15 protein-coding genes and 1 other annotated feature (1 of these 16 running past the window's edge) are annotated in these 14,361 nt (G+C 39.8%); of the genes, 10 read left to right on the top strand and 5 right to left on the bottom strand.

The genetic code is table 11. From position 1 onward, the window contains the following. Nucleotides 1-11: 11 nt before the first annotated feature. Nucleotides 12-218 (bottom strand): hypothetical protein, encoded by a 207-nt coding sequence (locus tag QK255_RS12085; protein WP_002342333.1) that lies wholly within the window; start codon nucleotides 216-218, stop codon nucleotides 12-14. 190 nt (nucleotides 219-408) lie between these two features. Between QK255_RS12085 and QK255_RS12080 the strand changes: the two genes are divergently transcribed. The 4 genes from QK255_RS12080 to QK255_RS12065 all read left to right on the top strand — a co-directional run bounded on the left by QK255_RS12080 (nucleotide 409) and on the right by QK255_RS12065 (nucleotide 3,811). Beyond that, on the top strand, nucleotides 409-873 hold the full coding sequence (locus QK255_RS12080) for a MarR family winged helix-turn-helix transcriptional regulator (protein WP_002315865.1): 465 nt from the start codon (nucleotides 409-411) through the stop codon (nucleotides 871-873). After that, nucleotides 857-1,486 carry a nitroreductase family protein gene (locus QK255_RS12075; RefSeq protein ID WP_002310475.1) on the top strand — a complete coding sequence of 210 codons (630 nt, stop codon included), beginning with the start codon at nucleotides 857-859 and terminating at the stop codon, nucleotides 1,484-1,486. The genes QK255_RS12080 and QK255_RS12075 overlap by 17 nt, the downstream gene beginning before the upstream one ends. 353 nt (nucleotides 1,487-1,839) lie before the next feature. Next, nucleotides 1,840-3,318, top strand: coding sequence for an ABC-F type ribosomal protection protein Msr(C) (gene msr(C), locus QK255_RS12070; RefSeq protein WP_002329826.1), 1,479 nt, complete (start codon nucleotides 1,840-1,842; stop codon nucleotides 3,316-3,318). 46 nt (nucleotides 3,319-3,364) lie between these two features. Beyond that, nucleotides 3,365-3,811: a DUF2798 domain-containing protein gene (locus QK255_RS12065; RefSeq protein ID WP_002310470.1), complete on the top strand. Its 447-nt coding sequence runs from the start codon at nucleotides 3,365-3,367 to the stop codon at nucleotides 3,809-3,811. Between the two features lie 200 nt (nucleotides 3,812-4,011). Here the strand turns inward: QK255_RS12065 and QK255_RS12060 are convergent, their stop codons facing one another. Continuing rightward, nucleotides 4,012-4,527: a PadR family transcriptional regulator gene (locus QK255_RS12060; protein WP_002310468.1), complete on the bottom strand. Its 516-nt coding sequence runs from the start codon at nucleotides 4,525-4,527 to the stop codon at nucleotides 4,012-4,014. 116 nt (nucleotides 4,528-4,643) lie between these two features. Here QK255_RS12060 and QK255_RS12055 point away from each other — a divergent pair, with 116 nt between their 5' ends. Both QK255_RS12055 and QK255_RS12050 read left to right on the top strand, forming a co-directional pair. Next, nucleotides 4,644-5,846: an MFS transporter gene (locus tag QK255_RS12055; protein WP_002329827.1), complete on the top strand. Its 1,203-nt coding sequence runs from the start codon at nucleotides 4,644-4,646 to the stop codon at nucleotides 5,844-5,846. A 371-nt stretch (nucleotides 5,847-6,217) separates the two neighbouring features. Then, complete coding sequence (locus QK255_RS12050; RefSeq protein WP_002293149.1) at nucleotides 6,218-6,538, top strand: hypothetical protein; 321 nt, start codon at nucleotides 6,218-6,220, stop codon at nucleotides 6,536-6,538. Between the two features lie 254 nt (nucleotides 6,539-6,792). Here the strand turns inward: QK255_RS12050 and QK255_RS12045 are convergent, their stop codons facing one another. The 3 genes from QK255_RS12045 to proB form a co-directional block, all read right to left on the bottom strand. Next, nucleotides 6,793-7,137 carry a hypothetical protein gene (locus tag QK255_RS12045; protein ID WP_002293100.1) on the bottom strand — a complete coding sequence of 115 codons (345 nt, stop codon included), beginning with the start codon at nucleotides 7,135-7,137 and terminating at the stop codon, nucleotides 6,793-6,795. A 75-nt stretch (nucleotides 7,138-7,212) separates the two neighbouring features. Next, nucleotides 7,213-8,460 (bottom strand): glutamate-5-semialdehyde dehydrogenase, encoded by a 1,248-nt coding sequence (locus tag QK255_RS12040; protein WP_002293098.1) that lies wholly within the window; start codon nucleotides 8,458-8,460, stop codon nucleotides 7,213-7,215. Beyond that, nucleotides 8,457-9,263, bottom strand: a complete 807-nt coding sequence (proB, locus tag QK255_RS12035) for a glutamate 5-kinase (protein ID WP_002287451.1) — start codon at nucleotides 9,261-9,263, stop codon at nucleotides 8,457-8,459. The genes QK255_RS12040 and proB overlap by 4 nt, the downstream gene beginning before the upstream one ends. A 229-nt stretch (nucleotides 9,264-9,492) precedes the next feature. Here proB and QK255_RS12030 point away from each other — a divergent pair, with 229 nt between their 5' ends. The 4 genes from QK255_RS12030 (at nucleotide 9,493) to gltX (ending at nucleotide 14,274) form a co-directional block, all read left to right on the top strand. Continuing rightward, nucleotides 9,493-10,020: a dCTP deaminase/dUTPase family protein gene (locus QK255_RS12030; RefSeq protein WP_002293097.1), complete on the top strand. Its 528-nt coding sequence runs from the start codon at nucleotides 9,493-9,495 to the stop codon at nucleotides 10,018-10,020. A 62-nt stretch (nucleotides 10,021-10,082) separates the two neighbouring features. After that, entirely contained in the window at nucleotides 10,083-11,453 is a 1,371-nt protein-coding gene (radA, locus tag QK255_RS12025; protein WP_002293096.1) for a DNA repair protein RadA, read from the top strand. A gap of 33 nt (nucleotides 11,454-11,486) precedes the next feature. Then, complete coding sequence (locus QK255_RS12020; RefSeq protein WP_002287448.1) at nucleotides 11,487-12,644, top strand: PIN/TRAM domain-containing protein; 1,158 nt, start codon at nucleotides 11,487-11,489, stop codon at nucleotides 12,642-12,644. Between the two features lie 169 nt (nucleotides 12,645-12,813). Further along, nucleotides 12,814-14,274, top strand: a complete 1,461-nt coding sequence (gene gltX / locus QK255_RS12015) for a glutamate--tRNA ligase (RefSeq protein WP_002293095.1) — start codon at nucleotides 12,814-12,816, stop codon at nucleotides 14,272-14,274. Next, nucleotides 14,271-14,361: a binding site (T-box leader), on the top strand; it runs 150 nt beyond the window's last position. Its footprint overlaps the gene before it by 4 nt.

Raw genomic sequence — 14,361 nt, 5'->3', positions numbered from 1 at the left:
GGTGTAAAATTTTATACTGCAGAAGAGCTGTCTTCTAGATTTTGATAGGAATTCTCTCCAGATAGGCTTGATTGGGATGGTGCGCTTTCATCTTCTGATAGGGTAGATGTTTCTGTTGTTTGAACATTTGCCAAAGCGGTATCAGCAAATACGAGACTATTAGGTAACAACGTCGCATTCACTAAGAGAAATACTGCGGCTACTATTCTTTTTCTCACATCATTATCCTCTCTTTCTTTTTTATTGTTCCTTCTTTTCATTCTACAAGAGATTTCTTTTATTTACACTCATTTCTATTGAAAGCCTTTGTTTTTTAATTTCACAGCTGATTCTTTGACTTTTTTCTTTTTTTATTCTATTATTGACAAGTCAATCGTTGACTAGTCAATTATTAGAGAGGAGGAAATTATGTCTTTAGAAGAGATTAGCCACCTTTTATATCAAATCAAATTAGCCGATCAAAAAATCGTCCAGATCTTTGAGGAAAATATCGGTATAAGTCTTACTAGATATGAGATCATGATGAGACTGAAAGAAGAAAATCCATTGCTGCAAAGCAGTTTGCAAGAAAAGTTGCAGATTGATCAAGGAGCAGTTACACGTCATCTGAAGGTTTTAGAAGCAAACGGCTATGTTTCGCGTCAGAGAAATCCTCAGAACAACCGGGAAGTGTACGTAGCACTGACAGAAAAAGCCCAGCAGAAAATCGAGCATTGTGAAATGGACCATAAAGATACAGGTTCCGTGCTGTCCCCAGCTTTCAGCGATGCAGAAATGAAACAATTCCTAACACTTTTAGATAAATTGAATACCCAACTTTGCAATATAACAACAGAAACGAAAGAGGTTAATAATAATGGAACAAAAAAATGATTTTTCAACAATTATGACTGGTAGAAGATCCGTTCGCGTATATGATGAAACATACAAAATCCCACACGAAGAAATGCTGGAAATGATCAAAGAAGCGACGACTGCTCCTTCTTCTGTCAACATGCAACCATGGCGCTTTGTGGTCGCTGAAAGCGAGGAAGCAAAAGAAATCTTGCGTCCTTTGATCCGTTTCAATACGAGACAAAATGATACTTCTTCTGCAATGGTCATGATTTTTGGCGATATGCAATGTTACGAATATGGCGAAGAAATCTATAACCAAGCTTACGAATCAGGGAAGATGCCAAAAGAAGTCAGAGATCAACAATTAGCTGCGATCATTCCTTATTACAAGAGCTTTTCAAGAGAAGAAATGAACGATGTAGTCAAAGTCGATTCTAGCTTAGCGGCTATGCAATTCATGTTAGTTGCACGTGATCATGGCTATGAAACAAATCCAATTGGTGGATTCGAAGCAGATCAGTTGGCAGAGGCATTTGGTTTGGATAAAGACCGCTATGTTCCAGTTATTATTTTATCAATAGGAAAAGCGGTAGAAGAAGGTTATGAGTCTGTTCGTTTAGCACCAGAAAAGATCACTACGTTCAAATAAAAGGTTTTCAGTTACTATTCAGTAGCTATTGCTTTTTTTGAATCGTGTGTGGTAACCTAATAAAAAAGGAGGTCGGAAAAATGACTGCATCGATGAAATTACGTTTTGAACTTTTGAATAACAACTAAATAAATTCAAAAGACATGTATAAACAACAATTTCATGGGTGGAGTATGTCCATTTTTTCGAACGACAGTAGAATAGGTGAAAGCTATGACAGATTTGATGATTTAGTCATAGTTATTTCGTTCAGAGTAGGAAAAGATGTTATGCAGTTTTTTTGCAAACAGATTTTTCTGCTCTTTTTTAGTATCGATAATTGTTGTTTTACATGAAATAGGAGTGTAAAACATATGGAAAATTTAGCAATAAATATAACAAACCTGCAAGTTCGTTTTGGTAACCAGTTAGAATTATCTATTGATTCTCTTCGTGTCTATCAGCAAGATCGGATAGGAATCATAGGAGAAAATGGAGTCGGTAAATCAACGTTGCTGAAACTGATAGCCGGAGAACTTATCCCCAATCAAGGGAAAATCCAAACAGAGATCACTTTCAACTATCTGCCTCAATTAACCTATCTTGCTGAAACAAAGGATCTGAATTTGGAATTAGCCAGTCATTTCCAGTTAAAACTGGAAGAAACTTCGGAACGGAAATGGAGTGGAGGGGAAGAACGAAAGATCGAGTTGATACGTCTTCTTTCTTCTTATGAACAAGGGATGCTTCTAGACGAGCCGACGACCCATCTAGATAGAAAAAGTGTGGATCGACTGATTGAAGAGCTTCGTTATTATTATGGCACGCTGATTTTTGTTAGTCATGACCGCTATTTTCTAGATGAGCTGGCAACGAAAATCTGGGAAGTAAAAGACGGAGAAATCCGAGAGTTTTCGGGGAATTATAGTGCCTATCTCACTCAAAAGGAATTGGAGAAAAAGACTCAGCTACGAGAAGCAGAGTCGATCATGAAAGAGAAAAAACGATTGGAAAAATCGATCCAAGAAAAGAAAAAACAAGCGGAAAAGTTGGAAAAAGTGTCTAGTAAAAAGAAAAAGCAACAAATCAGACCGGATCGGTTGTCTTCCTCTAAACAAAAAGACAGTGTACAAAAAGCCATCCAAAAGAATGCGAAAACATTAGAGAGAAGACTCCAAAAAATAGGAGAAACAACTAAGCCGCAACAGATGAAACAAATCCGTTTTCCAGTACCAAAATCTCTTGCACTCCACAATCGTTATCCAATCATGGGACAAAATATCCAATTGGAAAGAAACGGGAGAATATTACTGATAAATAGCGATTTTCAATTTTCTTTAGGTAAAAAAATCGCGATTGTCGGCGAAAATGGTTCAGGTAAGACAACCTTATTGGAACATATCCGCAAACAAGGAGAAGGAATCCTCCTTTCGCCGAAAGTAAGCTTTCAAGTCTATCAGCAAAAGGATTATCAAATGACATCTGAAGAATCCGTCATTCGTTTTGTCATGAGACAAACAGAGTTTTCGGAATCGCTTGTCCGTAGTTTGCTGAATCACTTAGGGTTTGCTCAGGAAACTCTGACGAAACCGTTGTGTACGTTAAGTGGGGGAGAAGCGACCCGTTTGACGATTGCTTTGCTTTTTACTAAGCCAAGTAATGTGTTGCTGTTAGATGAACCGACTAATTTCATTGATATGGCAACGATCGAAGCTTTAGAGCAGCTGATGCAAGTATATCCGGGAACGATTTTGTTTACTTCTCATGATTCCTACTTTGTCGAACGTACGGCTGATGAAGTTTATGAAATAAAAGGGCAGAAAATAAAAAAAGTACTTACGAGAAATTTTTAAATGTGCTACGATGATTTTCGTGACAAATTTAAAGGAGTGGTACAGATTGCCTACAAATAAAAAAGAAGGAATAATTTTTACAACAATGATGTGTTTTTTGATGGTCTTGGGGATGAGCGCGTATAATTTATGGCTGCATCAAGATCTTCATTTATCAAGTTTGTTGATTGGTCTAGTGCCTGGATTCGTGGTGGCTTTCATTTTGGATGTCTTCATCATCGGTGTGCTGGCGAAAAAAATTGCCTTTAAACTACCAGTAAATCCAGAAAGCAAGATCCAAATGATCTTAACTATTTCCTGCTTGATGGTTTTAGGAATGGTCACATGTATGTCTTTGTTTGGTGTGATCATGGAACAAGGAATACCTGATCAATTATTCTCTGCTTATATGAATGCTTGGAAAATGAATGTGATTGCCGCTTTACCGTTGCAGTTGATCATCGTTGGCCCACTTTCAAGAAGTGTGTTGAAAGCCATTCAAAGCAATGAATGATGGAATACTGTTTATTTGAAAAAAAGGTTGTGACTTGCTTTTTGTCACAGTCCCTTCAATGCAGTTCTAGAAAGAAAAATGATCCGAACGATAGGTTTTTGCCTGTCTTTCGGATCGTTTTTCTTTTTCAGCTGTATCGTTCTTTTAGTGAAGAGGATTCGTTGCTTAATAGATAAATCTAGAAAGGTTCTGTTTATCCATTACTCAAAAAACGGCTGCATTTGTTCTCTTACTTGCTGACACCATTGGAGTTCCTGCTGACAAAGCATGATTCGGCGCTGGATCACAACATAACGCCCAAATTCTTGTCTCTTGTCTAGCGAGAGGTCATTCAATTTTTTTTGATTTTTTTGCATGATTTTGTTCAGCTGTTGTTCTCTAGTGAATAGCAGTCCAGTAGCTGTTGTTTTGTCGAGTGTTGAAAAAGCATAGATTTTTGCTAAAAATTCATCTTTTTGTGTAGGAGCTGGGGTCTCCTCTTTGATCCATTCCTCCACAAGGGCACGTCCTTCATCAGTCAAGTGGTAGATCTTTTTTTGAGAGTGCTCGTCTTTGTCCAAAACGGTCACATAACCCTGCTGGTCTAACTTGGCAAGCGTCGTATAAATCTGACTGTGATGAGCTTCCCAAAAAATCGTGATCAGCTGCTTCAATTCATACCCAGAACGCGGTTTGGATAAAAGCACGCATAATAATATATAGGCTAAAGTATTCATAAAAATCCTACCTCTCGTCTTATTTTCTTTATTATATCACAGTAAAATATCCATGTTTTACATGTGCATATTTACATGTAAAATAAATCATGTATGATGCTAATAGAGAGAAAGGGATGGATATATTGGAGAATCAAATAGATATACAAGAACAAACAAATGAAGAAACAAAGGGGAAAAGTTCGGCGCTAGTTGTAGCAGCTACCTGTATGATCGCTTTTATGGGAGTGGGCCTAGTAGACCCGATCTTAAAAACGATTGCTGCACAGTTAAACGCTACGCCAGCTGAAACGACCCTGTTATTTACTAGTTACATGCTAGTCACTGGTGTGGTGATGCTATTTACAGGTTTCCTATCTAGTCGGATTGGCTTGAAAAAAACATTGATGACCGGATTGTTTATCATCGTTGTATTCGCTGGTCTTGGTGGATTATCTGGCAATATCGGTATGTTGATTGGGTTACGTGCTGGCTGGGGAGTCGGGAATGCTTTATTTGTCTCTACTGCTTTAGCAACGATCGTCAGTATTTTAGTCGGTAACACAGAAAAAGCAATCATGATGTATGAAGCAGCTCTTGGCTGCGGAATGGCTGTTGGCCCGCTAGTCGGTGGGGTCTTGGGCAGCGGTTCATGGCGTTATCCATTTTTTGGGGTAGCATTTTTGATGTTTTGCGGTTTTATAGCCCTAGCGGTACTTTTACCTGAAACTGAGAAATCAAAGAGAAAAGTAGGCCTTTGGGAAGGTGTCAAAGCGTTAAGCAATCATAAACTTCGTTCAGTTGGACTGATCGCATTGTTATATAATTTCGGATTCTTTACTTTACTTGCGTATGCGCCATTTTTATTGATTGGCTATTCTGAATTAGAAGTCGGTTTTGTATTTTTTGGCTGGGGTGTGCTTCTGGCTATTGCTTCGATTTTCGTTGCACCAGCTCTTGAGCGGAAGTTTACGACTTATCGGACGATTTTAGCTGCATTTGTCTTATTCATTATTTGTTTGCTGTTATTAGGAGCTGGAACTTCTATGCCAGTCCTTGTACCGATCAGTATTGTGTTAGCAGGATTTTTCCAAGGAATCATCAATACACTGTTGACGACGATTGCTATGGAAATACCCGGTCTGCAACGAAACGTTGCTTCTTCCAGCTATAGTTTTGTCCGCTTTTTCGGTGGAGCTTTAGCACCATTTATTGCAGGTGTGATCGGCGAACATATTGGTGAAAGCTATGCGTTTTATTTTGCAGGGGCCATTGTTCTTATCAGTGTATGTTGTATCATTTATCACCGTAATTATTTTGCTACAAATGAAGAAGAATAAGAAATCAGAGGTTGTGAAAAAGCTGTCCTGCATCAAGTAATAAGAACAGCCAAACAAAAATAGCTCCTCCTATTTTTCGTTTGGTTGGACTTATTACCGCAGATGCAAGCTTTTGAACACTGTTTAAGGAAGAGATTGTGAAATCAGCGCTTTGACCTGAGTATTAGAGAAGCAACGGAAAAGTAGTTCTTCATATTTTGCCATTTGTTGAGCGAATACCGAAGGACAGCTGATTGAACACCGTTTATTCGGAAAAAGGGAATGTGACACGATTTTTGTCACATTCCCTTTTTTTCTCAAAATAATGAAACTGGAAAATTTTCAGTAGGTAAGCTAAAATTCATTTAAGAAAAAGAATGGGGGGATAATAGATGCTGGAAGAATATTTTCAGGAAGTCGGGTTGACACTCGTTGAATTACCCATTGAATTTTCAGATGATCGGTTGATTTATCGTGGCTATATCAAAGAATTGCCAATGATCAACGCGGAAGGTGAAACTAGAAAAGCGATGCAGCAAAAAATAGCTGGTATGTATCAGGTGTATCGGGAACAGCTATTGGCAGAATCAGCGGAAGAAGAAAAAACGATGAACTTGTCCATGGATGAGCTGCTTCGTTATTATGATGGCGAAACATTTGACGGATTTTCACTTCTTAACGAAGAGGAAACAGATTTACCAGGCAGCTGGTAGGAGAACACCGTTTATATGGAAAGAGGCTGGGACAGAAGCGTTTAACTCCAAGAAATAAGAAGAAATTCACGAAAATTGCTTTTCAAATTTTTGCGAATTTCAGCTTATTTCCGAAGGAGTTGCTTCTGCTCCCGCCGTTTATACATGTTTAGAGCGTGGGACAAAAGTTTTTCTTTACTTTTGTCCCACGCTCTAAAAAGTTCGGCAGTTTTTTGCCGATGTTCAAAGCACCCTACTTATCGTACGGATATTTTTTAGCGGAAAGTCCGATTCAAGTGGTTTTTATTCAGCTGATATTTATAAGATAAGTGAAAGATACCAGCAATCAGCAACGTAATCGTATAGGCAATTGAATGATCGAAAAAAGAATAGTAATTGACTCCAGCTAACAGGCATAATGCAACCATATAGCTGATGTGTAAGCGAGCAACCAAACCTTTTGGCCCAATTTTGTCAAAATACTGCGCCCATTTTTCCCGTTGACTCCCTATGCTTCGTTTTTTGAACTGAAAAAAAAGGGATAAAATACCGACTCCTAGAAAAGCAGCGATATTCAGAGAAATAAGGTAAATAAAAAAAATCATTAAAATTTCAAACATATTGACACCTTTCTAATTGGATAGAACCTTTACAGTAAAAAGGCAAAAGGCGTGAATAATGTTTCACACGAAACATTATTCGCGGATTTGTCCATCGCCATAAATGATATATTTTGTGGAAGTTAATTCATTTAACCCCATTGGACCACGGGCATGTAGCTTTTGAGTGGAGATGCCGATCTCTGCACCAAAACCAAATACCGATCCGTCTGTAAAACGAGTGGAGGCATTGACATAGACAGCCGCCGCGTCCACTTCATTCAAGAAACGCTGACTAGCCGAATAGCTATCTGTCACGATTGTTTCTGAATGCTTGGTGTTATGTCGGTTGATATGCGCAATTGCTTCACTTAAAGAATCGACTACTTTGACGGCAAGGATATAATCTAGATATTCAGTATCCCAATCTGCCTCTTCTGCTAAAGCAGCTGTCTCTAGATATTCTAACGCACGAGCATCCGCACGTAAAGAGACGCCGCGTTCTACCAGTTCTTTTTCAATGGCTGGTAAGAAAAAGGGTGCGATCTCAGAATGGATCAGTAATGTTTCTGCCGCGTTGCAGACAGAAGGACGGGAAGCTTTTGCATTGACGATGATTTTCACTGCCATAGACAACTGTGCTTCTTTATCGATGTATACGTGATTATTTCCTGTACCTGTTTCAATGATAGGTACCGTTGCCTGTTCTTTGACTCGTTGGATCAATTTTGCTCCGCCTCGAGGGATCAGCACATCTAAGTATTCTGTCAATCGCATTAACTGTCCTGCAGTTTCGTGTGAAGTATCATCGACAAACTGGATGGCATAAGGAGATTCGCCAGCACTGACCAGTACTTGCTGCAATAGTTGGACCAGTAATTGGTTCGAGAAGAATGCTTCTTTGCCACCGCGAAGGATAACGGCATTCCCTGATTTGAACGCTAGACTGGCTGCATCAGTCGTGACATTTGGACGAGATTCGTAAATGATACCGATCACGCCGAGGGGCACGCGCTTTTTGCCGATTCTCAATCCGTCGGTGTTCGTCCACATCTCATCTACTTTTCCAATAGGATCGTCTAACGAAGCAATCTTTTCGATCTCTGCAGCCATGGCATTGATTCGCTCAGGTGTCAGCTGCAAGCGGTCTTGCATCGTTTCACTGATATTGTTTTCGACTGCTTTTTCTAAGTCTTTCTGATTTGCTTCGATGATCGCTTGTTGATTCTTTTTGATGGTTTTCGCCATCTGAACAAGTAGCTCATTTTTACGGTTTGTAGGCATAAGTGCTAGTTGTTGCGCACTATCTTTTGCCTGTTGCCCTAATTGCATCAAATCAGTCATTTCAAGTCCTCCTTAAATAAAGTACCTACTTCTTTTCCTGCAAGAATATCAAAAATGATTGCCGGATTTTTTCCATTTGCTAGAATCATTGCACTGTTTGCTTCAAATATCCTAGAAGCTGCTTTTAATTTACTTTGCATACCGCCTGTTCCAAAGGTGCTGCCTGCACCACCTGCTTGTGCCAGAATCTTTTCATCGATTTTATCGATATAGCGATACATCTGAGCCTCGGGATTTGTAGTCGGATTATCTGAATAAAAACCGTCGATATCAGAAAGAACGATCAAAAGGTCTGCCGCGACAAGTTTTGCCATGATTGCTGACAGCTGATCATTATCGCCAAATTTTGTCAGATGATCTAATTCATCTACTGCGACAGTATCGTTTTCGTTCACGATAGGAATCGTATCCATGATCAAAAGCTGTTCCAATGTATTCCTCACATTTTTACGACTTTCAGGGTAATCTACCACGTCTCTTGTCACGAGGATTTGTGCTGTCTGCTGATTATATACACTGAATCTTTGATTATAGATATTCATCAATTCGGCTTGACCAACAGCCGCCGCAGCTTGCTGTTCAGGGATCAAAGTCGGACGTTCTGACAAATGTAATTTATGCATACCGACGCCTACAGCTCCCGATGAGACTAGGATCACTTCCTTTCCACGATTTCTAAGATCGGAAAGGACAAAAGCTAACTGATCGATCGCCGCAAGATTGATGTTTCCATTGGGATAGATCAATGTACTTGTTCCTACTTTGACAATAATTCGTTTTGCATTTTTTATTTCTTTACGCATGTGACACCTCAATCAAATATCCACTCATTAATTTCGTTCTATTCTACTTGTTTTGACGAGTAAAGTCATGTAAAAAATAGTTTTTTTGTACAACTTGCAGTTGTTCGGTAAAAGAACGCGTTAATGGTTGACTTTAGGATAGCAGAATTTCTTGAAGAATTTGTAAAGAGAGTCTTTTATAGCCTCGAATATGTTAGAATAGGAGTAGTTTATTTAGGGAGGAAAACCGGTGAGAAAAAGAGGATTTGAAGTTATTTCTAAATATAAAGAGCAAAATATCAATCTACCGCAGCGCGCTACACATCATGCTGCTGGCTATGATTTTGAAGCAGCAGAAGAGGTCGTGATTCCAAGTATCTGGAAAGCAGGCTGGAAAAAAGGATTGGAAACAATCGCAGATACATTGAAAAAAGACGTATCAGAAAATGAAAAACAGTTGAAACCGATCCTCGTACCTACTGGGATCAAAGCCTACATGGGAGAAGATGAATTTTTGCAGCTTGCTAACCGTTCAAGCAATCCGTTGAAGCGGTTTTTAGTGTTGACGAACGGCGTGGGTGTGATTGACAGCGATTATTACAATAATGAGGCAAATGAAGGCCATATCATGTTCCAATTCACCAACTTTGGTTTCAAGGATGTAGTGATCAAAAAAGGTGAGCGTATCGGTCAAGGGATCTTCTTGCCATTTTTAAAAGCAGATCAAGATCAAACGACTGCTCAACGTCAAGGCGGATTTGGTTCTTCCAGTAAATAAAACGATAAAGAAATTTAAGCTTGATTTAATGTCTCATGGTTAGAATAAAAGGAGGCGGTACAATGGCAAAAAAATCAAAAGTACAATTTGTTTGCCAAAATTGCGGGTATGTGTCGCCTAAGTTCTTGGGACGCTGCCCAAATTGCGGAAAATGGAATACGATGGTCGAAGAAATCGAACAAGATACAACAGACCGCAGAACGCGAACAAGTTTGACAGGAGAAAAAGCGAAACCAACAAAAATAGCAGACGTCGTCCCTAAAAAAGAACCTCGGGTCAAAACGAAATTAGAAGAACTGAACCGTGTGCTAGGTGGAGGTGTGGTACCGGGATCCATGGTCTTGATCGGTGGTGATCCAGGTATTGGTAAATCCACTTTGCTATTACAAGTTTCTCAGCAATTAGCAGCCATAGGCGGGAAAGTCTTGTATGTATCCGGCGAAGAAAGCGCAGAACAGATAAAATTACGCGCGGAGCGCCTCGGAAGTATCAACACAGAATTTTATCTATACGCTGAAACAGATATGAATGAAATCAGTCGTGCCATCGAACATATCTCCCCTGATTATGTTATTATTGATTCCATCCAAACGATGACGCAGCCAGACATCACAAGTGTGGCAGGAAGCGTCAGCCAAGTAAGAGAAACCACTGCAGAATTACTCAAAATCGCTAAAACAAATGGGATTGCCATCTTTATCGTCGGTCATGTTACGAAAGAAGGTTCGATCGCCGGTCCAAGAATGTTAGAGCATATGGTGGATACAGTGTTATATTTTGAAGGTGAACAACATCATAGTTTCCGAATTTTACGAGCGGTAAAAAACCGATTTGGCTCAACGAACGAGATTGGGATTTTTGAAATGCATGAGCATGGATTGGAAGAAGTCGCTAACCCTTCACAGATTTTCTTAGAGGAACGCCTAGACGGTGCGACTGGCTCTGCTATCGTTGTAGCAATGGAAGGAACACGTCCAATTTTGGTAGAGATCCAAGCATTAGTCACACCTACTATGTTCGGAAATGCTAAGCGAACAACAACAGGTCTTGATTTCAATCGTGTATCTCTGATCATGGCAGTGCTGGAAAAAAGAGCTGGACTACTTCTTCAGAATCAAGATGCTTACTTAAAAGCTGCAGGTGGGGTAAAATTAAATGAACCAGCGATTGATTTAGCTATCGCTGTCAGTATTGCTTCAAGCTACAAAGAAAAAGGAACACAGCCGACGGAATGTTTCATCGGTGAAATCGGACTGACTGGAGAAATCAGACGTGTCAGTCATATTGAACAACGGGTCAAAGAAGTCCAAAAACTCGGCTTCACAAAAGTTTACCTGCCTAAAAACAACTTAGGCAACTGGGAAGCGCCAAAAGGAATCGAGATCGTTGGAGTAGCAACTTTGGCTGAAACGTTGAAGCGTGTGTTCCGCTAAATAATAAATGATTGTCGAAACGGAGGAAAAACGATGCAAAAACGTGTCATTACGTTGCTGATGATCATTGTCGGCGCAAGCTTGGGTATTTCATTTTTACCCTCAGCTTGGCAGGCAATTGGTCAACAGTCAAATGGGTGGCTGAATAATACATTTACCAACAGCTTGTTAGGCGCACTTATTTTCTTTTTATTATCTTTGCTGTTGGCCAAACATATCTCAGCTATTATCAAACAAGTAGAACAAAAACTAAGCGAGGTCAGTTTGACTTATCTTCTCTTCGGTGCGATCGGTGCGATCATCGGATTGACTTTGGGCGTTGTGATCTCAACCCCTCTTTACAATATGGAAATTCCATTCGTCAATAGTGTATTGCCGATTTTACTGATGATCATCTTAGGTTATCTGGGATTGAGAATGGGAACGACACGAATCGAAGAATGGAAGAAAGTCTTTGGTTCACGAAGTAAAAAAATCGAGCAAGAAACAGCTAGCCAAGTGGAGAGCCAACTGTTAGAACGAAAATCAGGAGAAAATTTCCATAAATATAAAATCTTGGATACAAGCGTGATCATTGATGGTCGGATTTATGATATTACAAAGACTGGATTCTTAGAAGGAACCTTGATGATCCCTAATTTTGTTCTTTACGAACTACAATACATCGCGGACTCAGGGGATAGTTTGAAACGTGTGCGTGGTCGTCGCGGATTAGATATCTTGAATGCTTTGCAAAAAGAAGAAGGTATATCTGTCGAAATGTATGATGGAGACTTTGAAGATATCAGCGAAGTAGACAGCAAATTGATCAAATTAGCCAAGCTTTTAGACGGTGTCATCGTAACCAATGACTATAACTTGAATAAAGTCTCTGAATTCCAAAATGTACCTGTTCTTAATATCAATGCGTTGGCAAATGCCGTGAAACCAGTCGTCATTCCTGGCGAAACGATGAATGTTCTAGTAGTAAAAGCTGGGACAGAACGCCAGCAAGGGGTAGCCTACCTTGATGACGGCACGATGGTTGTCGTAGAAGATGGACAGCATTACATGAATGAACGTATCGAAGTCGTTGTGACAAGCGCTCTTCAAACAGCCGCTGGACGCATGATCTTTGCTAAACCTGCCCATGCAGGACGAGGGATCGACAATAAAAAAGAGACAGAGAAAAAGACAAAACAATCAAAATAAAAAAGAAATTCAGCCAACTGGTAAGGAAATTCAACCAGTTGGCTTTACTATTTACCTTAGAAAAGGTAAAATTTGTGCTGAGTGGCTTTAAATAAATGATATTTGAGAAGCCGTAACTGACGGAATTTTTACTGTTAGTCAAAGTCTAGTTTGAAAGAAGAGGAAGAAAATGACGAAAGTACGCGTACGCTATGCACCAAGTCCAACTGGGCACCTGCATATTGGAAATGCAAGAACTGCATTGTTCAATTATTTGTTTGCCCGCCACAATGATGGAGACTTTATTATTCGTATTGAGGATACTGACCAAAAACGTAATATCGAAGATGGCGAAAAAAGCCAGTTGGAAAACCTTGCTTGGTTGGGAATGGATTGGGATGAATCTCCTGAAAATCCTGGAGAATACGGCCCTTACCGTCAATCTGAACGTAAAGAAATCTATCAACCGCTGATTGATCAGTTACTTGCTAGCAATCGAGCATACAAATGCTATTGCACAGAAGAAGAATTAGAAGCAGAACGGGAAGCACAACGCGCAAGAGGAGAAATGCCTCATTACGCAGGAACATGTGCGAACTTGACACCTGAAGAACAAGCAGAAAAAGAAGCACAAGGTCTAGAATCTGTTGTACGTTTCCGTGTGCCTCGCAATACAGAATACGCATTTACAGATATGGTAAAAGGCGCTATTTCGTTCGAATCCGATAATATCGGCGGCGACTTTGTCATCCAAAAACGCGATGGTATGCCAACCTATAACTTTGCTGTTGCGGTCGATGATCATTTGATGAAAATCACTCACGTTTTACGTGGAGATGACCATATTGCCAATACACCAAAACAACTGATGATCTATGAAGCATTTGGCTGGACGCCACCAACATTCGGACATATGACGTTGATCATCAACAGTGAAACAGGCAAAAAACTAAGCAAACGTGACGAATCAATCTTACAATTTATCGAACAATATCGCGAATTAGGTTATTTACCAGATGCAATGTTCAACTTTATCGCATTATTGGGCTGGTCACCTGTGGGCGAAGACGAAATCTTCGAACACCAAGAATTGATCAAAATGTTCGATCCAAAACGCCTAAGTAAATCACCCGCAGCTTTCGATGCGAAAAAACTGCAATGGGTAAACAACCATTACATCAAAGCAATGGATCTAGATGCATTTACTGACATGTGTCTGCCTTATCTAATCGCTGATGGTCGTGTAGCAGAAAACCCAGATGAAAAGACAATCGAATGGGTGAAGAAGATCGTTAGCCTGTATCAACCTCAAATGAGCTATGCTGCAGAAATCGTTGATCTGTCTACGCTATTTTTCAATGAACATCCTGTATTGAATGAAGCAGCAAAAGAAGTACTTGCTGGTGAAACAGTTCCTACTGTTCTCCATGCATTTAAAGCACAGCTAGAACAAATGGAAGTAGTAGATGCTCCAACTGTAAAAGCTGCCATCAAAGCTGTTCAAAAAGAAACTGGCGTAAAAGGGAAAAATCTTTTCATGCCGATCCGTGTAGCTGTATCAGGACAAATGCATGGCCCAGAATTGCCTGAAACGATCGAATTGCTTGGTCGTGAAAAATCATTAGCACATTTAAATCAAGTACTGAACTAAACACGATGAACAGAAAAAAGTAAGCAGCTGATCATTACAAGAGAGATACCGGGTGGTGCAAGGTATCAATGAATGGTTGCCGAAATG

Source organism: Enterococcus sp. ZQ21, from assembly GCF_030053755.1.
GTDB lineage: Bacteria > Bacillota > Bacilli > Lactobacillales > Enterococcaceae > Enterococcus_B > Enterococcus_B lactis.
Note: the sequence above shows the minus strand (reverse complement) of the source record. Positions and strands in the feature narration are given on the sequence as shown.